We start from the raw sequence: 24,935 nt of genomic DNA on the forward strand, positions 1-24,935 counted from the left end.
TCTGACGATCGCCAATAACGATCGCCCAGCGGCGGACGCGCACCCCTTTCTCATCTCCGATCCGGACGGCGTTGGGCCGAATCCACCTCCTATCCCGACGGGATGCCGCCGGCGGGGAACGCTTGCCGTCCGAATGCCGTTGGCGGTGGAAAGGAGACTTCATGACCAACATCCTCGCCATCAACGGTTCGATCCGGAAGAATAGTTTCAACCAGGCAGTGCTCGATGCGGCTGTCGAACTCGCGCCCGACGGCTTCGAGGTGACCCAGCATCCGCTCGACGACGTCGAACCCTTCAATGAAGATCTGGAGGACAATCCTCCCGCCGGTGCGAAGGCGCTGATCGAGGCGGCGCAGAAGGCCGATGCCATCTTCATCGGCAATCCCGAATATAATCATTCGCTCACCGGGGTACTCAAGAACGCGCTCGACTGGCTGTCGCGACCCTCTGCGGGGCAACCGCTCAAGGATATGCCCGCCATGCCCGTCGGCGCTTCGCCGGGAGCCGTCGGGACGGCACGCGCCCATGCGCACCTTCGCGTCGTCGCGTGGACAATCGGAATGCGCCTGTGGCCAGGGCCCGAGGTGCTGGTCAACAATTGCACGGACAAGATCGAGGACGGCAAGCTCACCGACGCGGACACGCGCGATTTCCTCAAGAAATCGATCGGAAGTTTCGCGGACTGGATCGAGCGGCTGCGCTAGCGCCCGCGCGACCGGACGAAGTCGCGCAGAGCCTCGGGATAGAGGCGATGCTCGGCCTCGAGCACGCGCTCTTCCAGGTCCTCGGCCCGATCGCCGGGCTGGATCGGGACCCGGGCCGCCGCGAGAACGTCACCCGCGTCCAGCTCGGCGGTCACGACATGGACGCTGCATCCATGTTCGGCGTCTCCGGCATCGAGCGCGCGTCGATGGGTGTCCAGACCCTTGTATTTCGGCAACAAGGAGGGGTGGATATTGAGGATCCGCCCCTCGAAGCGTCGAATGAAATCGGGGCCGAGCACGCGCATGAACCCCGCAAGGGCAATCGTTCCGGCGCCGCTCTCCTCGATCCGGTCGCCGAGCCGCCTGTCGAAGTCATCGCGATCCTTGCGGCGGCTGTCTTCGGACCAAGTCGGGATGCCCTGTTCCTCGGCCCATTGCAGTCCGGCCGCGGTCGGACGGTTCGATCCGACCAGGACGACATCGTAGCCATCCGCCCGATCGATCAACGCCCGCATGTTGCTGCCCCGACCCGAAATGAGGATCGCGACCTTGCAGGGGTCAGGCGTCATGCGTGGCCGACCAGCCGTCGCCCGCGACCGTACAGCCGCGATCGCCTTCGCGCACCTCGCCGATGACGAATGCGTCCACGCCTGCGCGACCCAGTGCCAGCACCATGGCGTCGGGATCGGGCACGATCGCGACCATCCCGACACCGCAGTTGAAGGTCCGCGCCATCTCTTCCTCGGACACGCTCCCGCCACGCTGGAGCATCGAGAAGAGAGGAGGGCGATCCCATGCGGTCATATCCACATGCGCGTGGCAGCCATCGGGCAGGCTGCGGGGGATATTCTCGAGCAGGCCGCCGCCGGTGATATGCGCCAGCGCATGCACCCCGCCTTCGCGGATGGGCTCAAGCAGGGCGCGCACGTAGATCGTCGTCGGCGCCAGCAGCGCTTCACCTAGTGTTTGGCCCGCACTATCACCGTCGACCGAAGTCTCGAGCGTCCAGCCTTCGCGATCGATGATCCGGCGCACGAGTGAGAAGCCGTTCGAATGGACACCATTGGACGCCAATCCCACGAGCGCGTCACCGGGACGTACCGCGCTGGCATCGAGCATCTGACCCCGCTCCACCGCGCCGACGCAGAAACCGGCAAGATCATAGTCCTCGTCCGCGTACATGCCCGGCATTTCGGCCGTTTCGCCACCGATCAGCGCGCACCCTGCCTGCTGACACCCTTCGGCGATGCTCGCGACCACTGCGGAGGCAATGTCGTTATCGAGCTTTCCGGTTGCGAAATAGTCGAGGAAGAAGAGCGGCTCGGCACCCTGCACGATGAGATCGTTGACGCACATCGCGACGAGATCGATCCCCACGCCCGAATGATCACCCGCAGTGATTGCCAGCTTGAGTTTCGTGCCGACCCCGTCGTTGGCAGCGACCAGCAGCGGATCGACGAAACCTGCCGCCTTGAGATCGAACAGACCGCCAAAGCCGCCGAGCGAGGCATCGGCGCCCGGTCGCGCGGTCATTCTGGCGAGCGGCGCAATGGACTTGATCAGCGCATTGCCCGTATCGATCGAAACGCCGGCGTCGGCATAGGTGAGGGGGGTGTCGTCGCTCATGTCTGGCTCGCTAGCGAGATGCGCCTTGGATTTCCATTCCCAAATCGCCAAAAGCGTTGCTTCCATGTCCATGCGCCTCTTTCTCATCGCCCTTGTCGGCCTCGCTTTGTCGGGCGGCTATGCCTTTGCGCAGATGGAGGATGGCGATCGTGGCATCCTGCCGCGCGACACCAGTCGCGTGCTCGAGGTCGGCGGTATCGAAGTCGATGTCGTTGGCGAGGATGCGGAAGATGCCCGCTACAACGGTTGGCGCGAAGCGCAGCGCAAGGGCTGGGCGAAGCTCTGGGCGCAGACGACCAAGAAGCCTGCCGCGCAGGCACCCAAGCTCGGAGACGATGTGCTCGACGGCCTCGTCAGCGCAGTGGTGGTCGAACGCGAGCAGATCGGGACGGACCGCTATATCGCCACGCTCGGCGTGCAGTTCGACCGCGCCCGCACGGGGCAGCGACTCGGGCTGGCAGGAGGGCGCAGCCGTTCCGCGCCCATGCTGGTCGTGCCGGTGATGGTAACGGGCGGGACGGTCACCGCCGTCGAAACGCGCAATCCCTGGCAACGCGCGTGGGCGCAGCTTCGCACCGGCGATAGCCAGGTCGACTATGTCCGGGTGTCGGGACTCGGCGCCGATCCGCTGCTCGTGAACGCCGCGGTCACGAGGCGTCCCGACACCGAATGGTGGACCAACGTCGCGGACCTCTACGGGGTCGCGAACGTGCTGGTCGCGGAAGTCACCGTCGACCGACTCTATCCGGGCGGCCCCGCCGAAGGGCGCTTTGTGGCGCGTGTCGGCCGCAACCGCGAGAAGATCGGAAGCTTCCGGCTTCGCGTCGCCGACTCCAGCGGCGTTCCCGCGATGATGCAGCAGGGAGCGGAGCAGATGGACGAACTGTTCCAGCGGGCTTTCCGCGCCGGTCGGCTTCGCCCCGACGAAGCATTGATCGTCGAGGAAGCACCGCCGCCCATTGAGGAGGAGGAAGAAGACGCGCCGAGCGAAGTCGCGGCCGCGAATTACCAGCTCCGCGTGTTTGCCCAGAGTTCGAGTCAGCTCGATTCGGCCATCGGCGCGCTGCGATCGGTCCCGGGGGTGACGAACGTTTCCTCGCTCAGCCTCGCAATCGGAGGAATCAGCAACGTTCTGATCTCCTACCGTGGGGACGTGGCGGCATTGCGCGCATCGCTTGCGCAGCGCGGATGGTACTCGACCTATGTCGAAGGCGTCCTGCAAATTCAGCGGCAGGAAATCACCAATCCCGCTCCGACGCCTGCAAATCCCGAGCCCTCTCCGGTGCCGACCCCCGACGAGGCGCCCGCGCCGGTGCCCATCCAGCCCGAAAGGGTCATCCAGAACCCGCGGCGATGAGCGACCAGATCGCACTGCCGTTGCGCTGGCCCGAGCATTTCACGCCGGATCGCTTTCTCGTTTCCCAAGCCAATGAAGCGGCGCTTCACCATCTCGAGAAATGGTCGACATGGCCTGTCCGCGCTACCGTCCTCGTCGGCCCGCGCCGCTCGGGCCGGAGCCTTCTCGGCCGGCTCTTCGTCGAGCGCACCGGGGGAAGGCTCTTCGACGATGCGGAAGAGCATGACGAGGAGGAGCTTTTTCACGCATGGAACCGGGCACAGGACGACCATCTCCCGCTGCTGCTGATCGCCGACCGCTCACCGCCCGACTGGGCCCCGACGCTGCCGGACCTTGCGACACGCCTCGCGGTGACGCCGGTGACGCAGATCCGACCTCCCGATGACGAACTGTTCGGATCGCTCCTCGAACTGCATTTCGCCGACCGCGGTATGCATCTCGCGCCGGATGCCAGGCGTTACCTGACCGAGCGCTGCGAACGCAGTTACTATGCCGCCGAGCGACTGGTGCAATGGATCGACCGCTACGCGATGGCCAATCGCGCCCGGCTGACGATTCCGACGATCCGTGCGGCGCTGGAGCAGAAGGGACAGGCAGCATGAGCGAGGCCGATCCGATCGTCGAACGAGCCGGAGACGCGATCGAGGCTTTCGGTCCCGATCGCTTCTTCAATCGCGAACTGTCCTGGCTTCATTTCAACCGACGCGTGCTCGAGGAAGCGATGAACGAGGATCATCCGCTGCTCGAACGGCTGCGCTTTCTCTCCATTTCCGGCTCCAACGTCGATGAATTCTTCATGGTCCGTGTCGCCGGCCTCAAGGGGCAGCAGCTCCAGGACATCGAGGAACGCTCGATCGACGGACGCACGCCGACGGAGCAGCTCAACGAGATCGCTGCCATGGCGGACGAACTCACCGCCGAGGCGCAGCGTGTCTGGCAATTACTATCCGACAAGCTCGACGAGGCGGGCGTGAACGTCATCCACCGCGACGAGTTGACCGATGCCGAACGCGAGGATCTTTCCGAACGCTTCGACGGCGAGATCCTGCCGGTCCTGACCCCGCAGGCCATCGACAACGTCAATCCCTTTCCCTTCGTCCCCAACGCGGGCTTCGGCCTCATCTACAATCTGTTCGATCCGGCCGCAGGCGAGCATATCGTCGAATTGCTAATGATCCCCTCGAGCCTGCCGCGCTTCTTCGAACTTCCGTCGAATGGGCCTGCCAAGCGCCTGATCGCGATCGAGATGGTCGTGCGCGAGTTCTTCGACCGGTTGTTCCCCGGCTTCGAGCGGCACGAGGCGGGGGCTTTCCGCGTCCTTCGCGACAGCGACATCGAAATCGAGGAAGAGGCCGAGGATCTGGTCCTGACCTTCCGCAGCGCGATCAAGCGGCGCCGGCGCGGGCGCGTCATCCGGCTCGAGATTGCCACCGATACACCCGAAAGCCTTCAGCGCGTTATCACCGAGGGCCTCGAAGCCGATGATGCGCAGGTGCTCGAGAGTTCCGGGCTCATCGGCATCGCCGATCTCGAACAAGTCGTCGAGGTCGATCGCCCCGACCTTAAATTCCCGCCCTACAACCCGCGTTTTCCCGAGCGGATCAAGGAGTATGGAGGCGACTGTTTCGCCGCCATCCGGGCCAAGGATATTATCGTCCACCACCCTTACGAGACATTCGATGTCGTCGTCAGCTTCCTGCGCCAGGCGGCGGAAGATCCCGACGTGCTGGCAATCAAAATGGCGCTCTATCGCGCGGGCAAGCAGTCGGAGATCATCGAAGCGCTCGCAGCGGCGGCCGAGGCGGGCAAGTCCGTCACTGCCGTGGTCGAACTCAAGGCCCGGTTCGACGAGGAGCAGAACCTTTTCTGGGCTGCGCGCCTGGAACGGGCCGGGGTGCAGGTCGTCTACGGCATCTTCGAGTGGAAAACCCACGCCAAGACGTCGATGGTCGTACGGCGCGAAGGTGGCAAGACGCGCACCTACACGCATTGGGGGACGGGCAACTACCATCCCGTCACGTCGAAGATCTATACCGACCTCAGCTATTTCACCGCATCGACCCGCGCGGCGCGCGATGCGGCCAAGATGTTCAATCTCGTCACGGGGTTCATACAGCCCCGGGGCGTCGAGCTGGCGACCTTCAGTCCCGCCAGCCTGCGCGATCGTATCCTCACGCTGATTGACCGCGAGATCGACAATGCCAAGGCAGGCCAGCCCGCCGCGATCTGGGCCAAGATGAACCAGCTCGTCGACCGCGAGGTGATGGACAGGCTGTATCTGGCCAGCCAGTCGGGAGTGTCGATCGATCTGATCGTGCGCGGTATCTGCTGCCTGCGACCGGGAGTTCCCGGCCTTTCCGAGAACATCCGCGTCAAATCCATCGTCGGACGGTTCCTGGAGCACAGCCGCATTTTCGTATTCGCAAACGGCGCGCGGCTGCCGCACCGAAAAGCCCGCGTCCTGATCAGCTCCGCCGACTGGATGCCGCGCAATTTCGATCGCCGGGTCGAATATATGATGCCGATCGAGAATCCGACCGTGCATGCGCAGGTGCTCGACCAGGTGATGATCGCCAATCTCATCGACAATGAGCAGAGCTGGGTTTTGAATGAGGATGGCAGTTACGACCGGGTCGTGGCCGGCAAGCGCCGCTTCAACTGCCACCATTATTTCATGAACAATCCCTCGCTCTCCGGCCGCGGTACCGCGCTGGCGGGCAAGCGTATTCCCAAACTCAAGCTCACTCAGCGCGGCGGATGATCGACAAGCTCGATTTCGGCCCCGTCGGCATCATCGACATCGGTTCCAACTCGGTGCGGCTCGTCGTCTACGGCGGGACCGAACGCGTACCCTCCATCCTCTTCAACGAGAAGGTCATGGCAGGTCTGGGCTCCGGACTGGGATCCAGTGGTGCGATGGATGAGGAAAGCATGGCGATGGCGCTCGATGCGCTCGCCCGCTTCCGCGTCCTGTCGAAGCAGATGCGCGTGAAACGGTTGCGGACCGTCGCGACCGCAGCGGTGCGCGATGCCAGCAACGGACCCGATTTTCTCTATGCCGTAAGCCGGATGGGACTGAAGCCCGCATTGCTAACGGGCGAGCAAGAAGGAGTTGCTTCGGCGCTCGGTGTCCTCAGTGCGATTCCGAGCGCCAACGGAGTGGTCGCCGATCTCGGCGGCGGGAGTCTCGAACTGGCAGGCGTCGCCCGCGGGGCCGCCGGCGCCGTGTCCAGCCAGCCGATCGGCGTGCTTCGCGTCGGAACACCGCCGGATCGCCAGCTTGTCGCCGCCAAGCTTCAGGATGCTCTCGAAGGCGGTCGGCTCGCGCAGGCCGCCAAAGGCAACGGCCTGTACCTCGTCGGCGGCAGCTTCCGCGCTATCGCGCACCTCGACCTTCGCGAGAGCGGCCATCCGCTGCCGATCGCCCATCAGCATCGGATCGCCTTCGAGCGTCTGCCCGAACTTCATCGCCTCGCCGACGAGTGGAGTGACGACGAGCTCAAAGCCGTCGGAACGATCTCGAGCCGCCGCGCACCGCACCTGCCTGCCGCGACGATGATCCTGGAGGAACTGGTCCGGACGCTGGAGCCTGCACATATCACCATCTCCGCCTTCGGATTGCGGGAAGGGCTTCTCTACCAGGATCTCCCCGATGACGTCCGCGCGCAGGACCCGCTGCTGGCCGCAGCACTTGAAGTCGGTCGTAAATTGGGTCGGTTCGGCAGCATCGGAGCGCTGCTCGACCAATGGATCGCTCCCCTGTTCTCTCACGAGGGACCACGGCGCGCCCGCCTCAGGCTCGCTGCGTGCCTACTGAGCGACATCGCTTGGAACGCCCACCCGGATTTTCGCGCCGAACGCGCGGTCGATCTTGCGCTGCACGGGAACTGGGTCGGCATCGACGCCGAGGGCAGGGCGCTGATCGCCCGCGCGCTTTACACGGCCTTCGGAGGGGCGGACGGGACGGATCCGGGCGGCCTGTCGCTGCTCTCCGATGAGCAGATTGCCAGCGGCATCGCGTGGGGCCGCGCCATCCGGCTCGGTCAGCGCCTCTCGGGCGGTACCGAGAAATTCCTTCGCCGTACCGCGCTCCGTCGGCTCGAGGGAAAACTCGTCATCGAGCTACGCGAAAAGCAGTATCGGCTCTATGGATTGTCGGTACAAAAGCGCCACGAGCAACTCGCCAGCGCGCTGGGATTGGAAGCGGCGGTGCGGTTCGTCTAGGAACCCGTGCGCGTCATCTTGAGCTTGCCGTTCTCGGTCGCGAAAGCGAGCCGACCCTCGACAAGGTCGAGCGCGTCGCTTCCAAACTCTTCGAACCGCCATCCCGACAGGATGTGGAGATTCTCGCGCTCGCCCGCGGCCAGCAGTTCCAATTCCTGCGCCCGTGCGATGAGCCGCGGGGCAACGCCGCTTTCCTTCGCCCGAATCTTCAGCAGCAATTTCAGAAGGTCGCTGACGAGGCTCGCATCCTTGGTCAGCCCCGGACGGCGCGGCGGTTTGGGCGGCATGTCCGCGTCGGATAGCGGCTCGGCGCTCTTCAGCGCTTCCATCAGCCGCCCGCCGATATCATTGTCCTTCCAACCCTTTGACAGGCCGCGAATACGAACGAGATCTTCCTGTTTCTTCGGCGGATGGTTCGCGAGTTCGCCCAGCGTGTCGTCCTTCACGATACGACCGCGCGGCATGTCCTTGCCCCGCGCTTCTCTCTCGCGCCACGCCGCCAGCGCCTTCAACCGACCGAGGACATCGGGCTTGCGGCTCGGAAGGCGCATCCGCTTCCACGCATCTTCCGGCTCGAAGGCGAAACTCGACGGGTCGGCGAGCCGCGCCATTTCCTCGTCGAGCCAGTCGCCGCGCCCAGTCTCCTTCAATTTGTCGAGGAGCATCGGGAAGATCTCGGCGAGGTGCGTCACGTCCGCGATGGCATAATCGAGCTGTCGCTTGTCGAGCGGCCGGCGCGACCAGTCCGTGAAGCGCGCGCCCTTGTCGAGCTGATGGCCGAGAACCGCCTGGACGAGATTGGCGTATCCGACCTGCTCCCCGTAGCCCAGGGCCATCGCCGCGATTTGCGTGTCGAACAGCGGGACAGGGACCTTGCCGGTGAGATTGTGGAAGATCTCCAGATCCTGCCCGCCCGCGTGAAAGACCTTCAAGACCTCGTCATTGTTGACGAGCAGGTCGAGCAGGGGCGTCAGGTCGATTCCGTCCGCCAGCGGGTCGATGGCCGCCGCTTCGTCCTCGGTCGCAATCTGGACGAGGCACAGGATGGGCCAGTAGGTGTTTTCGCGCATGAATTCGGTATCGACCACGACATAGCCGTGGACACTCATGCGTTCGATCAGTTGGGCGAGACTCTCGGAGTCCGTAATCAGGTCATGGATTTTCATTTGCAGGCGGCCCTAGCGCAGTGGGCGCGGCTTGACAAAGACTGCTTGCAAGGCGAGTGCGTGCCGCGACTTTTGGGGCCCATGCCCATCACGGAAAATCTGGAACGATCATGCACGCTTACCGCACCCATCACTGTGCCGCCCTGACCGCAGAAAATGTCGGCGAGACCGTCCGCCTTTCGGGTTGGATCCACCGCAAGCGCGACCATGGCGGGGTGCTGTTCGTCGATCTTCGTGACCATCACGGTCTCACCCAGATCGTCGCCGACGAGGACAGCCCGGCGCTGCCGATCCTCGACAAGCTGCGGGTCGAGAGCGTCGTCACCATCGACGGCGAAGTGAAGGCGCGCTCGGAAGGCACCGTCAACGACCGCCTGCCCACCGGCCAGATCGAGGTGTTCGCGCGTTCGGTCAATGTCGAGAGCGAGGCTGCCGAGCTGCCGCTCCCCGTTGCGGGCGAGCAGGAGTATCCGGAGGATATTCGCCTCAAGTATCGCTATCTCGACCTGCGCCGCGAGACGATGCACGCCAACATCATGCTGCGTTCGAAGGTCATCGCTTCGATCCGCCGTCGCATGATCGATCAGGGCTTCACCGAGTTCCAGACGCCGATCCTGACCGCCTCTTCGCCCGAAGGCGCACGCGACTATCTCGTTCCGAGCCGCGTTCACCCCGGCAAGTTCTACGCGCTTCCGCAGGCGCCGCAGATGTTCAAGCAGCTGCTGATGGTCGCGGGCTTCGACAAATATTTTCAGATCGCACCCTGCTTTCGCGACGAGGATGCGCGCGCGGACCGGAGCCCGGGCGAATTCTACCAGCTCGATTTCGAAATGAGCTTCGTCACGCAGGAAGATGTGTTCAACGCTATCGAGCCTGTTCTTGCGGGTCTCTTCGAGGAATTCGCCGAAGGCCGCAGCGTTACGGCGGCCGGTGATTTCCCGCGCATTCCCTACAAGGAATCGATGCTGAAATACGGCAACGACAAGCCGGACCTTCGCAACCCGATCGTCATTTCCGACGTCGGATCGCATTTTGAAGGCTCGGGCTTCGGGCTCTTTGCCAAGATCGTCGCGGGCGGCGACGTCGTGCGCGCGATCCCCGCGCCGGGGACCGCCGAGAAGAGCCGCAAGTTCTTCGACGAGATGAACGACTGGGCACGTGAGCAAGGCTTTGCGGGTCTCGGCTACGCCACCCGCAAGGGCGGCGAGTGGGGCGGACCCATCGCCAAGAACCACGGTCCCGAAAAGATGGACGCGCTCGCCGACGAACTGGGCCTCGGCCCCGACGACGGCCTCTTCTTCGCCGCGGGCAAGGAAGCCGAAGCCGCCAAGCTCGCCGGTCTCGCGCGCACCCGTGTGGGCACCAGCCTCGACCTTATCGAGAAGGATGCGTTCAAGTTCTGCTGGATCGTGGATTTCCCGATGTTCGAACTTGACGAGGAAACGAACAAGATCGACTTCAGCCACAACCCCTTCTCGATGCCGCAGGGCGAGATGGAGGCGCTGGAAAATCAGGACCCGCTCGACATCCTCGCATGGCAGTATGACATTGTGTGCAACGGCATCGAATTGTCCTCGGGCGCGATCCGGAACCATCGCCCGGACATCATGTACAAGGCGTTCGAGATCGCTGGTTACAGCAAGGAACAGGTCGACGAGAATTTCCCCGGCATGATCGGCGCGTTCCGCTACGGTGCCCCTCCGCACGGCGGCTCGGCGCCGGGCGTCGACCGCATCGTGATGCTGCTCGCCGACGAACCCAATATCCGCGAGGTCATCCTTTTCCCGATGAACCAGAAGGCCGAGGATCTCCTGATGAACGCACCGGCACCGGTGACGGACAAGCAACTCGAGGAACTCAGCCTGGCGATCACCGTCGAACCGGACGAGGACGCCGAGACCCCGGCGCCAAGCGAGTTGGTCGAGGACAACCGCAACTAGTCCAAGGGAACAGGAACCACATTGTCCTGCGAAGGGACGAAGGTGGTTGATGCACATTGCGCTTCCGTGGTTGCGCGGTTAAATCCACGTTTGTGCAAATCGATTTAACAAAAGCGCCGGGACGGGGGACGACGTTTGAGGGGGATATCGCAGCGCGGCTTGCCGGGCTGCGTGCGTCGCTTTCACATCTTCATCTTCGTCAGATCGCGTACGGCAAGCGGTTGATCGTCATCGTCGAGGGCTGGGAGGCGACCGGAAAGCGTGCGTTGCTGCGGCAGATGCTGGCCAGCTTCGACCCCTGTTCCACCCGTACCTATTGCAGCGACGTTCGTCCGATCACGCGCAGCCGGCGTCACTGGCTGGCCGAATATTGGAGCGAGCTGCCTGCCGCAGGGCATAATTCGCTTTTCTATCGCAGTTGGTACCGTCGCCTCGTCGACGAGCGGATCGAGCGTGCGATGAGCGAAAAACATTGGTCGCGCGGTTGTGACGAAATCAACGAATTCGAGGCGCAGCAGAACGATCACGATACGATGATCGTCAAGCTCTTCCTCCATTGCTCGGCCGAAATGCAGGCCCGCCGCGTGCGCGAACGACGCGTCGATCCATGGCAACGCCTCCTGCTCGATGAGCCCGACGTCGAGCGTCCCGATCATGTCAAAGCTTGGAATGCGGTCTTTGCCGAAACCGATACGCGCTGGGCACCGTGGACGCTGATCGACGCCGAAAACAGCGCTGCGGGCATGGTTGCCGCCATGGAGCATCTCGTGAAGACGCTCGACCAGAATTTGCCGAAAGAGGCACCCCGCGAGGACGACAGCGAAGGCGCCCAGATCGTCGACCTGGCGAGCGTTTCGCGATAGCCTCGCAGCCGCGATGCGAAAGAAATCCGATCTTCCCCAGAAGGATTGCGCCGTCTGTGGACGTCCGTTCACCTGGCGAAAGAAATGGGCGAACGTCTGGGACGAGGTGCGCTATTGTTCCGAGCGATGCCGCGGCAACCGTGGGCGCGCCGATCAGGCGTCGGGATAGCTGATCGCTTCGACTTCGTAGAAAATCTCGCCTGCAGGTAGCCGCACGGCGCGCTCGTCGCCGATCTTTGCGCCGATGATCGCCCGTGCGATCGGCGCGGACCAGCCAACGCGCCCGTCACCAGCCTCGGCCTCGTCGTCGCCGACGATCGTGAAGGTCCGCGGTCGGTCCTCCTCGTCGACCAAGCGCACCGTCGCACCGAACCGCACCTCGTCCCGCCTCTCGGCCCGCGCAGGGTCGACGACCTTTGCACCTTTCATCACCTTGGACAGATAGCCCAATCGGCGGTCGATCTCGCGCAACTTCTTGCGGCCGTAGATATAGTCGCCGTTCTCCGAGCGATCGCCATTGCCCGCGGCCCACGAGACGAGCTCGACGAGCTTGGGACGCTCGATACCGAACAGGTCGTCATATTCCGCCTTGATCCGCGCCAGCCCCTCGGGCGTGATGTAGCGCGGGCGCTTGCCCCCCGCCATAGGTCAGCCGGGCCGGTTCGACTTGCCGAGATGGCGAGACACATGCACCGCGCCATAGGAGGGCACGTACGGGTTCAGTCGGTCATAAACCGCGGCATTCTCCACGACCCGCTGCACGTAGCTTCGCGTCTCGCTGAACGGGATGCTCTCGATCCAGGTTAGCGTATCGACGCCGGAGGAGCGCGGGTCTCCATAACGCCTGACCCATTTCAGCGCATTGCCATGGCCGGCATTGTAGCTGGCCGCCGCCAGCGCAAGGTTGCCCTCCCACTGACCCAACCGAAGTGCGAGATAGTCGCTGCCAAGCCGGACGTTGTAGGCCGGATCGCTGGTCAGCCGCCCGTAATCGTACGGCAATCCGCTGCGTCGTGCCTGGTCGCGCGCGGTGCCGGGAAGGAGCTGCATCATTCCAAAAGCATTTGCGTGGCTACGCGCCGAGCGATCGAACGAACTTTCCTGCCGGGTCACACCGTGGGCATAGCTCCATAGCTGCCCGCCGGGCACGCCCGCGTCATGGGTGGGCCAGGCCGACTTGTAATAGAAATCGGTGCCGCTGTTCCGCGCGGCGCGCGCGATCCACACGCCGAGGTCGGGTCGTCCGACCTGCTCGGCGAGGCGGCTCGCTGCGACGCGTTCGCCCTGGCTCTCGAGGCTCTCCGCAAGCGCGCGGACGAAAAGGGCCTGCTCGTCACGACTGTTGGCGAGTCGGGGCAGCGCGGCCACGATCGGCCGCGCGTTGAATTCTGCCAGTACGTTTGTGTCGACGCCGGGAAGGTCCTTTGGCACCGGAATTTCGCGACCCAGGCGCTCGAGCGCCAACTGAGCGTAGAACAGCTCGGGCGTTTCGGCAGCGGCGGCGAACATCTGGTTCGCGCGGGCCGCATTGCCCGCCTCGGCGGCACTACGGCCTGCCCAATAGAGGCCCTTGGTCTTGACCTGCAACGACTGCCCGCCACCCGAATAAAGCTCGAACATCGTGCTCGCCGCATCGAAACGACGCAGTCGATCGCGCGCGATCGTTCCCGCGAGCCAGGCGAGGTCGGTATATTTGTCGCGTACGCCGTAGGGCTGGAGTGTCTTGTCGTCGCCCGGAACGAATGCGTCCTCGAGTTGACGCGCGATGTTGAAGGCGGTGGCATAGTCACGCGAGCGGTTCGCCTCGTCCGCTGCCAAAAGCAGCATCTCGAACCATTTGTCGATATCGGTGGGGCGCGTGGTGAACTGGTGAGGCTGGGCCAGGAGCGCGTGCGACTGCGAGACGGCGCCGGCACTGCGATAATAGCGGGCGCGGTCCATCAGAAGCCCGGCATGGCTGGCCGCCTTGTCCTGCACGCGGGCAAACAGGGCATTGGCGTCGCTTGCGCCCGTTTGGAGCGCGATACGGGCTTCGGCAATGGGCCGCTCGGCAGGCGTGGCGAGGTCGAGGATCTGTGCGGCACGGCGCGGCTCGCGCTCGAACAGAAGCGCATCGATCCGGCGATCGTGATCCGCGCGGGTCAGCGCACTCCAGAAACGCGACCGGATCAGCCCTTCGTCTTCGCCCTGGAGACTGGGCTGGAGCCATGCAGCCTTGGCGGCCGCATTGGCTTCCGGCGTGCGTCCGACGCTGGCAAATGCTTCGGCGAGCCGCGCCCAGCCACGCCCGCTTTTCGGCGGAGCGATGCGAAAGAATTCGATGACCTGTTCGGGTCGTGCTCCTGCGCCGAGGGCGCTCTCGGCGCGCGAGCGGATCGTCGAGACTTCGGGGAAATCGGGATAGGCGATGGCGAAGCGCGCCGCCCGCTCGAAACTCGGGCGGTTGTCGCGACGCAACTGGCGCCATTCCGCGATCGCAGCGTCGATCTGCTGCGTAGTCGGGCGCACCTGCGCCACGGTGGCGACGCTCGAGGCCGTCGCGCTCCTGTCGACACCCTCCGTCAGCACCGACGACCCCGCCGCGCTGGAAAGGATGACGATCGAACCGAAGAGGAGCTTGTTTCTCATGGTAGACATAATGGGCAAAGACTTCTTATCACGCGCTGAACAATTCTCTTGAGGAAGGGCTGGGAGCGCCAAACCGTTCCCCGGAAAGGACAAAACTCATGTTTAAGGGCTCAATTCCCGCGCTCGTCACCCCGTTTGACGCCGACGGTGCGGTCGATCTCGATGCCCTGCGCGCCTTCGTCGACTGGCAGGTCGGCGAGGGAAGTCACGGCCTCGTGCCCTGCGGTACCACCGGCGAGGTCGCGACACTGAGCGCCGAGGAGCATCGCGCGGTCGTTCACGCGACCGTCGAGCAAGCGAAGGGCAGGGTGCCCGTAATCGCGGGATGCGGCGGCTACAACACCGCTGCGGTGGCGCAAAACATCCAGATGGTCGCGGAGGCGGGCGCGGACGCAGCGCTGTGCGTCGTTCCCTATTACAACAAGCCCAATCAGCAGGGTCTGGTCGCTCATTTTACGCACCTTGCGGAGACCTCGCCCCTACCGATCATGGTCTATAACGTGCCCAGCCGCACGGTGGCCGATCTCGGCGTGGAGGCGATGGGCGAGATCGCGAAGCACGAAAAGATCGTCGCCATCAAGGACGCCTCCGGAGATCTCACGCGTGTCACCGCGCACCGCGCCTTGTGCGGCGAGGGGTTCGCGCAGCTCTCGGGCAACGACGACCTATCGCTCGGCTTTTCCGCGATGGGCGGCGTCGGCTGCGTGTCGGTCAGCGCGAATGTCGCGCCGAAGCTTTGCTCGCAATTCCAGGAGGCCATGATGGCAAAGGACTGGGACCGCGCGCTGGAATTGCAGGACAAGCTCTTTCCGCTCCACAAAGCGCTCTTCGCCGACGCCTCTCCCGGTCCTGCGAAATATGCGCTTTCCAAGGTGCGGGCCGGATTTTCGACCCGTGTCCGCCTACCGATTACCGAGCCGTCCGAGGCCGCTCGCAACGCCGTCGATGCGGCCTTGGCACACGCCGGCCTCGCCGGATGAGCAAGGTGTTCAACAAGGTCCGCGTCGTCGCTGACAACCGGCGCGCGCATTTCGACTATTCGATCGAGGAACGGTTCGAGGCGGGCATCGCCCTTCAGGGCACAGAGGTGAAGGCGCTGCGTAACTCCGAAGGTTCGATCAAGGAAAGCTATGCCGCGGTCGAGGATGGGGAGGCGTGGCTCATCAATGCGCATATCCCGGAATATTCGCACGGCAACCGGCTCAATCACGAGACGCGCCGCCCGCGCAAACTGCTCCTGCACGCCCGCGAGATCAGCAAGCTCCTGGGCGGGGTGCAGCGGCAGGGAATGACGATCGTCCCGCTTTCCATCTATTTCAACGGCGAGGGCCGGGCGAAGGTCGAACTTGGCTTGGCCAAGGGCAAGAAAGTTCACGACAAACGCCAGACGATCAAGGATCGCGACTGGAAGCGCCAGCAGCAGCGGATCATGAAGAACCATGGCTAGACGGCCCCCGGGGCCCTTCAAGCGCTTTCTCGCGCGCCATGCGCCGACCCGCGCCGAGCTGATGCAATCGCGATGGCTCAAACCGGTCCGACGCTATATCGCCGGATCCGAATATTGGCGATTCACGCGCCGTAGCGTGCCGCGCGCGGTGTTCGTCGGCATGTTCATCGGCGTCTTCCTGATGATCCCCGGCACCCAGATGATCGCCGCAGCCGCCATGTCGGTTCCGCTGCGCGCCAACATTCCGATGGCCGCCGCCGTGACGTGGATCAGCAATCCCGTCACGACACCGGCGTTCCTGCTGGCAAGCCTGGAAGTTGGAAGCCTGTTCGGCTTCCGGACGAACGTCGATGCCTTCATGAATCTGGTGCGCGAGCAGGCCAGCCTGTCGCAATGGTTCGCTTGGGCCTTGTCGGATGCCGCTCCGGCAGTCATGTTCGGCCTGTTCGTGATCGCGCTTGTCCTCGGGCTCCTCACCTACGTCATTTCGGTCGTGGGTTGGCGACTCTGGATTGCGCGGCGTTGGAAGCATCGTAATCTGCCCCCCCCCGCCTAGTTTTTCCGTTCAGGAGTGAATCCCATGACCCGTTTGATGATCCTCATGCTGGCGTCGACCAGCCTCGCCGCCTGTGCCACCACGATGGACAATGATGTCACGATGGGTCAGGAGCCGCGACCCGAAGCGCCCGAGGTCGACACCGCCATCGTCGACAATGACGAGGTCGCCAATTCGTCGGGCAATAACGCGACGACGGCCTCGCTGTCTGACGACCCGGCGGGGCAGCCCGAGCTCGGCACCTACGGCTTCGATCAGACCGGCGCCCAGCCGAGCGTCGCTCCGGGTGACGATTTCTATCGTTATGCGAATGGTGTCTGGGCGGACACGACCGAAATTCCTGCCGACAAGTCCAACTATTCGATGTTCGGCGCTCTCGATGATCTTTCCAAGGACCGGACGAAGGCGATCATCCTCGAAGAGGCGAACAAGCCGTCGAGCCGGATCGGTGCGGCCTACACCGCCTTCATGGACGAAGCGTCGATCGAGGCGAAGGGAATGGCGCCGATCCAGCCCATCCTGGCCGAGATCGAAGCGGTCGACAGCTGGCAGGACTATGCACGCCAGGTCGGACGCGGCGATCGGCTGGGCTTCGGCGGCGCGCCGCTCGTCTGGTACGTCGGGCAGGATTCGGGCGATAGCTCGCGCTACATCCTCACCCTCTACCAGTCGGGTCTCGGCCTTCCCGATCGCGATTATTACCTGCAGGACAGCGAGCGCTTCACGAGCGTGCGCAGCGCCTACGTCGATTATCTGACCGACATGCTGTCGTTCGCGGGCGTCGCAAACGGACGCGAGCGGGCGCAGGCGATCCTCGATTACGAGACCAAGCTTGCCGAAGTGCACTGGGACCGCAATCGTCGCAGCGACAGCGAGGAAACCTACAATCCCATGAGCGTCGCCGAGATGAAGGCGCTCTATCCGAACTGGGCCTGGGACACGATGTATGCCCAGGGCGAGTATGACTTCTCGCGCCTCAACGTCGCGACCCCCAGCGCCATCTCCGAGGGCCTCGAAATCGCCTCGAACACCGATCTTCGCGTGCTCAAGGACAAGATGCTGGTGAGCGCGGTCTCGAGCTTCTCGAGTGCACTGCCCGCCGCCGTCAACGACCGCAACTTCGCCTTCTACTCAACGACGCTGTCGGGCGTTCCCGAGCAGGAAGTCCGCTGGAAGCGAGGAGTCGACTTCGTTTCGGGAACCGTGCGTGACGATGTGGGCAAACTCTACGCCGAGAAGCACTTCCCGCCCGAGTATAAGGCCGAGATGATGAAGCTCGTCGACAATGTCATCGATGCCATGCGCGAGCGGATCGTCACTGCCGACTGGATGGCCGAGGAAACCAAGCCCGAGGCGATGGCCAAGCTCGCCAAGTTCACGACCAAGATCGGCTATCCCGATCGCTGGGAAACCTACGAGGGCCTCGTCATGCGTCCCGACGACCTGTTCGGCAACGTCCAGCGTCGCCGCGAATGGAGCCATCAAGACTCGCTCGCGAAGCTGAACGAACCGCTGCGGCGCTGGGAGTGGGGCATGGCGCCGATGACGGTCAACGCCTACGCAAATTTCGGGCAGATGGAGATCGTCTTCCCGGCCTCGATCCTCCAGCCGCCCTTCTTCGATCCCGCCGCCGATCCGGCGATCAATTATGGTGGGATCGGCGCCGTGATCGGCCACGAGATCAGCCATCACTTCGACGATCAGGGCGCAAAGTACGATTCCGACGGCAATCTCAAGATTTGGTGGACCGACGAGGATTACAAGCGGTTCGAGGCGCGCGGAAAGGCGCTCATCGACCAGTATGATGCCTACGAGATCTTCCCCGGCGAATATGTCGACGGCACCTTCACGCTGGGCGAGAATATCGGGGACCTTGCAGGGCTGTCGATCGCCTACGATGCCTACAAGAAGTCGCTCGGTGGCAAGGAAGCGCCGATCATCGACGGCACCACCGGTGATCAGCGCTTCTTCCTCGGCTGGGCGCAAGTCTGGCGGCGCAATTATCGCGACGAGGAACTCAAGCGGCGGCTCAAGACCGACAGCCACTCCCCATCGGTCCAGCGTGTCTGGGTGATCCGCAACATCGATGCGTGGTACGATGCCTTCGACATCGGCCCCGATGATGCCATGTATCTGCCGCCCGAAGACCGCGTTACCGTCTGGTAGGCGGCAAGCAGGCGATGCTCGACCGCCACGCCGGCCTCGATTCGACGGGAACGGAGGAAGGGCGCCTTGCGCGCGCCCTTCCGCTCGTCGCCGCGGCCGGACTGGCGGCGATCGTCTTGGTCGTCGGCTTTTCCTTCGACCCGGCGCTGGCAAGCGCGGCGGCGGGCGCTGCCCTGCTGTTCGGCGGAGGTTTTGCCTGGGCCCTCACGCGCCAGCGAACCCAAGAACTCGATATGAGCGGGGAGGGCGCCAAGGGGGCTCCCGAAGCGTTCGCGCTCGCTCACGCTGCGCTCCATTTAGCCCGTGATCCGGCTGCGGTGACCGATCGCGATGCGCGCTTGCTGATCGCCAACCAACCTTTTCAAAAACGGTTCGCGTCGTCTCCTGACCCTTTTGCCGAACCACGGTCGCAACCGATGGATTCGGTGCTGAAGCGGGCGTCGAACGAGGGCGAGGTGCGTGCAGAGCTGCCCATCTCTGCGGAAGAGACTTCGTCGATCCATGTGAAGCGGATCGGGACGGGTGACGATTTTCTCCTTCTTTGGCACTTCCTCGCGCGTGAAAAACCCGATCGACTGGAACTGTCTGCGCGGCGGGTCGCGGGAGAAACGGGTGAGCGGCTCGCCGCGGCCGGCGTCCTTTCGGTCCTTGTCGACGACGATGGCCGTCTTGTCGCCGCCAACCAGCCCTTCACGCAGCGTGCTTTCGCCGAAACGCCGCAGGAGGCGCCTCGGCTTACCGAACTTCTTCGCCAGCACGGCGAGGGCCAATTGTCATTGGTGAACGAAGGCGAGAATGCGCCGCTTTTACGCGGCGTCCACGTCCCGCTCGATCCCGACAGCGAAGCCGGCGCGGGCACGTTGCTGCTGTTCGAATCGCAGGAAGCGGGCGGCCTTGCTGCCTCGGAAAATGTGCAGGCACTGCTGGAACTGCTCCCGTTGGGTCTCGCCTTGGTCGATCGCGACGGGCGGTTCCTGACCATGAACCGCGCGTTCCGTGTCGCGGGCGGTGTGCAGGAAGCGAACGGGCCTGCGTATCCCGGGGATCTCGTCGTGAAAGAGGACAAGGCCACGGTTGCCGATACGGTCCGCCGCCATGCCAGAGGGCCCGCCATGTCGGGCGACATCGCGGTGCGGCTCGCGCACAATCCCAAGGAGCCCGTTGCGCTGACCGTCGCGGGGCTTCGCGGCATCGGCGAGGCAAGCGTCCTGCTGCTGCTCAAGGACAATAGCGAGGAAGCCAAGCTCAAGCGCCAGATCGCGCAGGCGACCAAGATGCAGGCGGTCGGCCAGTTGGCGGGCGGGGTCGCGCACGACTTCAACAATATCCTGACCGCCATCATCGGGCATTGCGACCTCATGCTGATGCGCCATACGCCCGGCGACAGCGATTACGACGACATCCAGCAGATCAAGTCCAACTCCAACCGTGCGGCGGGTCTTACCCGCCAGTTGCTCGCTTTCTCGCGCCAGCAGACGCTCCGACCCCAGGTGCTTCAGCTCGCGGATGTGGTGGCGGAGGTCTCGCATCTGCTCAAGCGTCTGCTCGGCGAGACGGTCGAACTCAAGGTCAAGCATGGTCGCGACGTGGGGGCCGTGCGTGCGGACCCAGGCCAGCTGGAGCAGGTCATCGTGAATCTTGCGGTCAATGCCCGCGACGCGATGCTCGACAAGGGCGGGGGAACACTCACGATCCAGTCTTACCCGGTCCGCGCCGATCAGGTGGCGGATATCGGCAGCGAGATTCTTCCCGTGGCCGATTACAGCGCGCTATCGATACGGGATACGGGCTCGGGCATCCCGCCCGCCGTTCTTGGCAAGATCTTCGAGCCCTTCTTCACCACCAAGGAGGTCGGCAAGGGAACTGGGCTGGGGCTTTCGACCGTCTACGGTATCGTCAAGCAGTCGGGTGGCTACATTTTCGCCGACAGCACGGTGGGTGAGGGGACCAGCTTCGCCATCTACTTCCCCGTCCACGAAATCGCGGTCGAGGAGCAGAAGCGGCCGTCAGCGAAAGCCAAGGGTTCCGAGAACGAGCTGTGGGGGTCCGGCACCATCCTTCTCGTCGAGGACGAACCAATGGTGCGGACCGTCGCCGAGCGTGCGCTTTCCCGCCACGGTTACGAGGTGCTCACGGCCACTAATGGCGAGGAGGCGCTCGAAATTCTCGAGGGCGCCGACGATATCGCACTTCTGGTTTCCGACGTCGTCATGCCGATGATGGACGGGCCTACCATGGGTCGCGAAGCGCGCAAGGACCGGCCCGACCTGCCGATTCTCTTCATGTCGGGCTATGCCGAAGAGCAATTGCGCAAATCCATCGACATCGACAATGTCAATTTCCTTCCCAAACCATTCAGCGTGCAAGAGCTCGCCGAGGCTGTCCGCGCTGTGCTCGAAGACAAATAGCTTGGCGTTCTCGCCGCTGCCCCTTAACGACAGGACCGATATGGCGCAAAACCTCTCCATAATGCTGGTCGAAGACGAGCCGCTGATCGCGATGATGCTCGAGGATTTCCTCGAATCGTTGGGCCACTCGGTCGCGACGACCTGCGATGCGGTCGATGCCGCGCTTGAGTGGCTCCAAGACGGGAAGCCCGATCTGGCTATTCTGGACGTCAACGTCGGCGGGCAGGCGATCTGGCCGGTCGCCGAACTGCTCGCCGATCGCGGGGTGCCGATTGCGCTTGCGACCGGCGGTCATGTGACCGATCCGCCCGAACGCTTTGCAAACACCCCAACGCTCGCCAAGCCCTTTACCATCGACCGTGTCGAGCCGGTGATCGCCGAGGCGCTGGCTCATGCCGACAGTGCGTAGGACGTGCGCTTCTGGCTCACGGCAGCCGTCATCGCGCTCGGCGCGGCCCTTCTCCTTTTGATGGCGTTGGAAGAACGACTGCTCTTTCCCGCCCATGCCGTGGGAGAAGGCGAACCGCTTCCCGAAGCCGCTCGGGAAATCGAAACCCGTTCGGCGGGCGGGCATCGCCTCGTCGGCATTCATATTCCGCCCGCGCAGCCGAGCGACCTCATGGTCCTCATCTTTCCCGGCAATGTCTGGAACAGCGGCGATGCGGCCATGCTCGCGCACACGCTCTTTCCGAAAGCCCATGTCGTCAGCTTTCATTATCGCGGCTACCGCGCATCCGAAGGCTCGCCCAATGCAAAAGCGCTCCTCGCCGACGCCCCGCTCGTTTACGACGCCGCGCTCGAGGCTACGGAGGCCGCGCGCGTCCTAGTGGTCGGAATGAGTATCGGAACGGGCGTCGCCACCTACCTTGCTGCCGACCGCGAAGCCGAGGGGCTGATCCTCGTCACGCCGTTCGATTCGTTGCGTCAGGTCGCTGCCGATGCCATTCCGATGCTCCCCGTCGGCGCGCTCTTCCGCAACGAAATCGCCTCCGCCAAAGCCCTCGCGGCGCAACAGCTGCCCGTCGCGATCATCGCTGCCGAACAAGACGAAATCATCTCGAAGCCTCGCACCGACGGCCTTCGAGCAGTAGCTTCCAACCTCGTCCTCGATCGCACGATCGCGGGCGCGGGGCACAACGATCTCTACGGACGGCGAGAATTCGCCGCCGCGATGCACGAAGCGCGGGACGCAATTCTAAGCCGGTAGAGCGCCAATCCGTTCTCCCCTTGTTCTTGCGGAACAAACTGTGTACATCGTTCTCGTGACCAGCGCATTCTGCCGCTGGCGATTGACGAAAGGGGATGGATGATGGCAGCCCAGTTGAAAGTCGTAGATTCGGGGAAAACCAACATGGACAGCGATCGGCAGAAAGCCTTGGACGCCGCCTTGGCGCAGATCGACCGCGCCTTCGGCAAGGGCTCGGCGATGAAGCTGGGCAGCCGCGAAAAGATCGAGATCGACAGCGTCTCGACCGGTAGCCTCGGGCTCGACATCGCGCTGGGAATCGGGGGGATTCCGCGCGGCCGTATCGTCGAGATCTACGGGCCCGAAAGTTCGGGAAAGACCACGCTCGCGCTTCACTCGATCGCCGAAGCGCAGAAAGCCGGCGGCACAGCCGCTTTCGTCGACGCCGAGCATGCGCTCGACCCTGTCTACGCCAGGAAGCTGGGCGTCGACATCGACGAACTGATCGTCTCGCAGCCCGACACGGGTGAGCAGGCACTGGAAATCGTCGATACGCTGGTGCGCTCCAACGCCATCGACGTGCTGGTAATCGATTCGGTCGCCGCGCTGGTGCCGAGGGCCGAGATCGAGGGCGAGATGGGCGACAGCCACGTCGGCCTGCAGGCCCGTCTGATGAGCCAGGCGCTGCGCAAGCTGACCGGCTCGATCAACCGTTCCAAGACGACCGTCATCTTCATCAACCAGGTCCGCATGAAGATCGGCGTGATGTACGGCAATCCCGAAACGACGACGGGCGGCAATGCGCTGAAGTTCTATGCTTCCGTCCGCCTCGACATCCGCCGCACCGGTCAGATCAAGGATCGCGACGAGATCGTCGGCAACTCGACCCGCGTGAAGGTCGTCAAGAACAAGGTCGCCCCGCCCTTCAAGCAGGTGGAGTTCGACATCATGTATGGCGAGGGCATCTCCAAGTTGGGTGAAATCCTCGATCTGGGCGTCAAGGCCGGTCTCGTCGAGAAATCGGGCAGTTGGTTCAGCTACGACAGCACGCGAATCGGACAGGGTCGCGAGAACGCCAAGACCTTTCTCAAGGAAAATCCGGAAATGGCGAACGAGATCGAGCAAGCCATCCGCGGCAATCGCAAGGAAGAGCTCGAGGAAGCAATGATGACGGGTCCCGACGCGGACGACTGATCGAAGAATTGTTTTTCTGAATCCGGCAGGGCCCGCTTCGGCGGGCCCTGTTTTCATATGGACACGGTGGGCGTCGCGATATCCATCCCGCCCGGCGCCAGATCAGCGTATGAAAGCGGTCAGCAAAGCTCGCTCTCGTCGGTGGCACGAAGAGGCGCGGTCGTCGCAACTTCGGCTGAACGGCGGCGGAGCAGTCTACCGCGCTCGGTGACGGTCACGATCGCGAGCGCTGTCACGCCGATGAGTGCGAGGCCGGAAAGATATGGCGTGAGTGACCCGTCGTACGCCTGCCCGATCGCGGCGCCGATGACCCCCGCGAGGATGGTGCTGAGCGTTCCTTGGGTCGAGCTCGCGGTGCCGGCAATCGGCGCCATGTTGCTCATCGCCAGCGTACCGAAATTGGCCGTGCAGAAGGCGAAGGCCACCATGGTCGCGGCCATCAGAACGGCGAAGCTCGCGACGGTGGACCCGACGAACTCGTGCCATCCAAGATGCAAGCAGGTCACGAGAACAAAGGCGATGAGACCGCCGTGGCCGACCGGGCGTAGTCCGAAGCGTCCCACGATCCGACTATTGGTCCAGCTGGCGAGGCTCATGGGTCCAGCGATCGCGGCGAAGATCCATCCCAGATCCTCGGGCCTGCCGAAGACCTCGCCGATGATCTGCTGGATCGATGCCAGATAGGCGATGAGGGTGGAATAGACGCTCGTCAGCCCAAGCGTGTAGCCGAGCGACAGACGATCGCTTAGCGTGCGCGAGATGCCTTCCCTAAGGCTCGTGAGACTGATCGGGCGCCGATACTCGGGGTTCAGCGTCTCGGTCAGGCGCGCCATGCTCCAGACGAACAGGACGACGCCGTATAATCCGAGGGCGTAGAAAATCAGCCGCCAGGGCCCGATTCCGAGCATGAGCTGGCCCAGGCTCGGTGCGATCACGGGAATGACCATGAAGACCATGTGGACGAGGCTCATGACCGAGGCCATCCGCTCGCCTTCGTACAGATCGCGCACGATGGCGAGCACGAGAACGCGGCTGACCGCGCCGCTCGCACCCATCGCCGCGCGCGCGATGAGCAGAAGCGTAAAGTCCTGCGCCGAGGCGGCAAGGAATGAGAAGAGAACGTAAAGCCCCACTCCCGCTGCCAGCACCGGCTTTCGTCCGAAACGGTCGGCGAGGGGTCCCCAGAGCATCTGGCTCGATCCGAAGCCCAGGATATAGGCGACGATTACGAGCTGCGTGCGATTGGCGTCGGAGACGCCGAGATCGGCGCCGATCGACGGGAGGGCGGGCAACATGGTGTCGAGCGCGAGCGCGTTCATCGCCATCATGCCGGCGAGCAGAAAGACCACTTCACGAGGGCCGACGCGCCGCTTTTCGGGAGACGTGGCGGAGGGAGTTGCTGTCATCCGGGGTCGCTGGCCTATCCCGTCCCGACATGCAACAAGCATCGTCCCGAACCCGCTGGAGTAG

At 63.8% G+C, this 24,935-nt stretch carries 22 protein-coding genes; 16 read left to right on the top strand and 6 right to left on the bottom strand.

Annotation, left to right across the window (positions count from 1 at the left end; translation table 11 throughout):
• Window positions 1-161 precede the first annotated feature (161 nt).
• Window positions 162-704 (top strand): NADPH-dependent FMN reductase, encoded by a 543-nt coding sequence (locus WJS89_RS01375; protein ID WP_346339139.1) that lies wholly within the window; start codon window positions 162-164, stop codon window positions 702-704.
• On the opposite strand, the gene purN is transcribed toward WJS89_RS01375, so the two are convergent.
• Complete coding sequence (purN, locus tag WJS89_RS01380) at window positions 701-1,273, bottom strand: phosphoribosylglycinamide formyltransferase (protein ID WP_346339140.1); 573 nt, start codon at window positions 1,271-1,273, stop codon at window positions 701-703. The genes WJS89_RS01375 and purN overlap by 4 nt on opposite strands.
• A complete protein-coding gene (purM, locus tag WJS89_RS01385; RefSeq protein ID WP_346339141.1) occupies window positions 1,263-2,330 on the bottom strand; it encodes a phosphoribosylformylglycinamidine cyclo-ligase in 1,068 nt (355 codons plus the stop codon). Before purM ends, purN begins: the two co-directional genes overlap by 11 nt.
• Before the next feature lie 64 nt (window positions 2,331-2,394).
• Between purM and WJS89_RS01390 the strand changes: the two genes are divergently transcribed.
• From WJS89_RS01390 to WJS89_RS01405, 4 genes are read left to right on the top strand one after another with little or no spacing between them, the layout of a single operon-like run.
• A complete protein-coding gene (locus WJS89_RS01390) occupies window positions 2,395-3,687 on the top strand; it encodes a heavy-metal-associated domain-containing protein (protein WP_346339142.1) in 1,293 nt (430 codons plus the stop codon).
• Window positions 3,684-4,289: an HdaA/DnaA family protein gene (locus tag WJS89_RS01395; RefSeq protein WP_346339143.1), complete on the top strand. Its 606-nt coding sequence runs from the start codon at window positions 3,684-3,686 to the stop codon at window positions 4,287-4,289. Before WJS89_RS01390 ends, WJS89_RS01395 begins: the two co-directional genes overlap by 4 nt.
• The gene (locus WJS89_RS01400; RefSeq protein WP_346339144.1) at window positions 4,286-6,448 is read left to right on the top strand and encodes an RNA degradosome polyphosphate kinase; all 2,163 of its coding nucleotides are present in this window, start codon (window positions 4,286-4,288) and stop codon (window positions 6,446-6,448) included. Before WJS89_RS01395 ends, WJS89_RS01400 begins: the two co-directional genes overlap by 4 nt.
• Window positions 6,445-7,911, top strand: coding sequence for a Ppx/GppA phosphatase family protein (locus tag WJS89_RS01405; RefSeq protein WP_346339145.1), 1,467 nt, complete (start codon window positions 6,445-6,447; stop codon window positions 7,909-7,911). Before WJS89_RS01400 ends, WJS89_RS01405 begins: the two co-directional genes overlap by 4 nt.
• Here WJS89_RS01405 and rnd read toward each other — a convergent pair.
• Complete coding sequence (gene rnd / locus WJS89_RS01410; protein ID WP_346339146.1) at window positions 7,908-9,077, bottom strand: ribonuclease D; 1,170 nt, start codon at window positions 9,075-9,077, stop codon at window positions 7,908-7,910. The genes WJS89_RS01405 and rnd overlap by 4 nt on opposite strands.
• A gap of 110 nt (window positions 9,078-9,187) precedes the next feature.
• Between rnd and aspS the strand changes: the two genes are divergently transcribed.
• From aspS to WJS89_RS01425, 3 genes are all read left to right on the top strand, one after another.
• Window positions 9,188-11,017, top strand: a complete 1,830-nt coding sequence (gene aspS / locus WJS89_RS01415) for an aspartate--tRNA ligase (RefSeq protein WP_346339147.1) — start codon at window positions 9,188-9,190, stop codon at window positions 11,015-11,017.
• A gap of 92 nt (window positions 11,018-11,109) precedes the next feature.
• Window positions 11,110-11,880, top strand: coding sequence for a polyphosphate kinase 2 family protein (locus WJS89_RS01420; protein ID WP_346339148.1), 771 nt, complete (start codon window positions 11,110-11,112; stop codon window positions 11,878-11,880).
• Between the two features lie 13 nt (window positions 11,881-11,893).
• Entirely contained in the window at window positions 11,894-12,049 is a 156-nt protein-coding gene (locus tag WJS89_RS01425) for a DUF2256 domain-containing protein (protein WP_346339149.1), read from the top strand.
• Here the strand turns inward: WJS89_RS01425 and WJS89_RS01430 are convergent.
• A complete protein-coding gene (locus WJS89_RS01430) occupies window positions 12,034-12,525 on the bottom strand; it encodes a GreA/GreB family elongation factor (RefSeq protein ID WP_346339150.1) in 492 nt (163 codons plus the stop codon). The two genes, WJS89_RS01425 and WJS89_RS01430, sit on opposite strands and share 16 nt — an antisense overlap.
• 3 nt (window positions 12,526-12,528) lie before the next feature.
• Window positions 12,529-14,508, bottom strand: a complete 1,980-nt coding sequence (locus WJS89_RS01435) for a lytic transglycosylase domain-containing protein (RefSeq protein WP_346339151.1) — start codon at window positions 14,506-14,508, stop codon at window positions 12,529-12,531.
• A 98-nt stretch (window positions 14,509-14,606) separates the two neighbouring features.
• Here WJS89_RS01435 and dapA point away from each other — a divergent pair, with 98 nt between their 5' ends.
• The 8 genes from dapA (at window position 14,607) to recA (ending at window position 23,465) form a co-directional block, all read left to right on the top strand.
• Window positions 14,607-15,488, top strand: coding sequence for a 4-hydroxy-tetrahydrodipicolinate synthase (dapA, locus tag WJS89_RS01440; RefSeq protein WP_346339152.1), 882 nt, complete (start codon window positions 14,607-14,609; stop codon window positions 15,486-15,488).
• Complete coding sequence (gene smpB, locus WJS89_RS01445; protein ID WP_346339153.1) at window positions 15,485-15,955, top strand: SsrA-binding protein SmpB; 471 nt, start codon at window positions 15,485-15,487, stop codon at window positions 15,953-15,955. Before dapA ends, smpB begins: the two co-directional genes overlap by 4 nt.
• Entirely contained in the window at window positions 15,948-16,511 is a 564-nt protein-coding gene (locus WJS89_RS01450; RefSeq protein WP_346339154.1) for a DUF2062 domain-containing protein, read from the top strand. The genes smpB and WJS89_RS01450 overlap by 8 nt, the downstream gene beginning before the upstream one ends.
• Before the next feature lie 24 nt (window positions 16,512-16,535).
• Window positions 16,536-18,677: a M13 family metallopeptidase gene (locus WJS89_RS01455; protein ID WP_346339155.1), complete on the top strand. Its 2,142-nt coding sequence runs from the start codon at window positions 16,536-16,538 to the stop codon at window positions 18,675-18,677.
• Between the two features lie 14 nt (window positions 18,678-18,691).
• Window positions 18,692-21,085 carry a hybrid sensor histidine kinase/response regulator gene (locus tag WJS89_RS01460; protein WP_346339156.1) on the top strand — a complete coding sequence of 798 codons (2,394 nt, stop codon included), beginning with the start codon at window positions 18,692-18,694 and terminating at the stop codon, window positions 21,083-21,085.
• A gap of 61 nt (window positions 21,086-21,146) precedes the next feature.
• Window positions 21,147-21,494: a response regulator gene (locus WJS89_RS01465; protein ID WP_346339157.1), complete on the top strand. Its 348-nt coding sequence runs from the start codon at window positions 21,147-21,149 to the stop codon at window positions 21,492-21,494.
• Between the two features lie 3 nt (window positions 21,495-21,497).
• Window positions 21,498-22,292 carry an alpha/beta hydrolase gene (locus WJS89_RS01470; RefSeq protein ID WP_346339158.1) on the top strand — a complete coding sequence of 265 codons (795 nt, stop codon included), beginning with the start codon at window positions 21,498-21,500 and terminating at the stop codon, window positions 22,290-22,292.
• A gap of 102 nt (window positions 22,293-22,394) precedes the next feature.
• Complete coding sequence (gene recA, locus WJS89_RS01475; protein ID WP_346340064.1) at window positions 22,395-23,465, top strand: recombinase RecA; 1,071 nt, start codon at window positions 22,395-22,397, stop codon at window positions 23,463-23,465.
• Window positions 23,466-23,584: 119 nt separating this feature from the next.
• On the opposite strand, the gene WJS89_RS01480 is transcribed toward recA, so the two are convergent.
• Window positions 23,585-24,871, bottom strand: a complete 1,287-nt coding sequence (locus WJS89_RS01480) for a multidrug effflux MFS transporter (protein WP_346339159.1) — start codon at window positions 24,869-24,871, stop codon at window positions 23,585-23,587.
• Between the last annotated feature and the right edge of the window lie 64 nt (window positions 24,872-24,935).

Source organism: Sphingomicrobium aquimarinum (genome assembly GCF_039655735.1).
Taxonomy (GTDB): domain Bacteria; phylum Pseudomonadota; class Alphaproteobacteria; order Sphingomonadales; family Sphingomonadaceae; genus Sphingomicrobium; species Sphingomicrobium aquimarinum.

Excerpts from the sequence above, each read along its gene's own strand:
- WJS89_RS01375 (WP_346339139.1), top strand. The coding sequence starts at position 162 with ATGACCAACATCCTCGCCATCAACGGTTCGATCCGGAAGAATAGTTTC.
- purN (WP_346339140.1), bottom strand. The coding sequence starts at position 1,273 with ATGACGCCTGACCCCTGCAAGGTCGCGATCCTCATTTCGGGTCGGGGC.
- purM (WP_346339141.1), bottom strand. The coding sequence starts at position 2,330 with ATGAGCGACGACACCCCCCTCACCTATGCCGACGCCGGCGTTTCGATC.
- WJS89_RS01390 (WP_346339142.1), top strand. The coding sequence starts at position 2,395 with ATGTCCATGCGCCTCTTTCTCATCGCCCTTGTCGGCCTCGCTTTGTCG.
- WJS89_RS01395 (WP_346339143.1), top strand. The coding sequence starts at position 3,684 with ATGAGCGACCAGATCGCACTGCCGTTGCGCTGGCCCGAGCATTTCACG.
- WJS89_RS01400 (WP_346339144.1), top strand. The coding sequence starts at position 4,286 with ATGAGCGAGGCCGATCCGATCGTCGAACGAGCCGGAGACGCGATCGAG.
- WJS89_RS01405 (WP_346339145.1), top strand. The coding sequence starts at position 6,445 with ATGATCGACAAGCTCGATTTCGGCCCCGTCGGCATCATCGACATCGGT.
- rnd (WP_346339146.1), bottom strand. The coding sequence starts at position 9,077 with ATGAAAATCCATGACCTGATTACGGACTCCGAGAGTCTCGCCCAACTG.
- aspS (WP_346339147.1), top strand. The coding sequence starts at position 9,188 with ATGCACGCTTACCGCACCCATCACTGTGCCGCCCTGACCGCAGAAAAT.
- WJS89_RS01425 (WP_346339149.1), top strand. The coding sequence starts at position 11,894 with ATGCGAAAGAAATCCGATCTTCCCCAGAAGGATTGCGCCGTCTGTGGA.
- WJS89_RS01430 (WP_346339150.1), bottom strand. The coding sequence starts at position 12,525 with ATGGCGGGGGGCAAGCGCCCGCGCTACATCACGCCCGAGGGGCTGGCG.
- WJS89_RS01435 (WP_346339151.1), bottom strand. The coding sequence starts at position 14,508 with ATGAGAAACAAGCTCCTCTTCGGTTCGATCGTCATCCTTTCCAGCGCG.
- dapA (WP_346339152.1), top strand. The coding sequence starts at position 14,607 with ATGTTTAAGGGCTCAATTCCCGCGCTCGTCACCCCGTTTGACGCCGAC.
- smpB (WP_346339153.1), top strand. The coding sequence starts at position 15,485 with ATGAGCAAGGTGTTCAACAAGGTCCGCGTCGTCGCTGACAACCGGCGC.
- WJS89_RS01450 (WP_346339154.1), top strand. The coding sequence starts at position 15,948 with ATGGCTAGACGGCCCCCGGGGCCCTTCAAGCGCTTTCTCGCGCGCCAT.
- WJS89_RS01455 (WP_346339155.1), top strand. The coding sequence starts at position 16,536 with ATGACCCGTTTGATGATCCTCATGCTGGCGTCGACCAGCCTCGCCGCC.
- WJS89_RS01460 (WP_346339156.1), top strand. The coding sequence starts at position 18,692 with ATGCTCGACCGCCACGCCGGCCTCGATTCGACGGGAACGGAGGAAGGG.
- WJS89_RS01465 (WP_346339157.1), top strand. The coding sequence starts at position 21,147 with ATGCTGGTCGAAGACGAGCCGCTGATCGCGATGATGCTCGAGGATTTC.
- recA (WP_346340064.1), top strand. The coding sequence starts at position 22,395 with ATGGCAGCCCAGTTGAAAGTCGTAGATTCGGGGAAAACCAACATGGAC.
- WJS89_RS01480 (WP_346339159.1), bottom strand. The coding sequence starts at position 24,871 with ATGACAGCAACTCCCTCCGCCACGTCTCCCGAAAAGCGGCGCGTCGGC.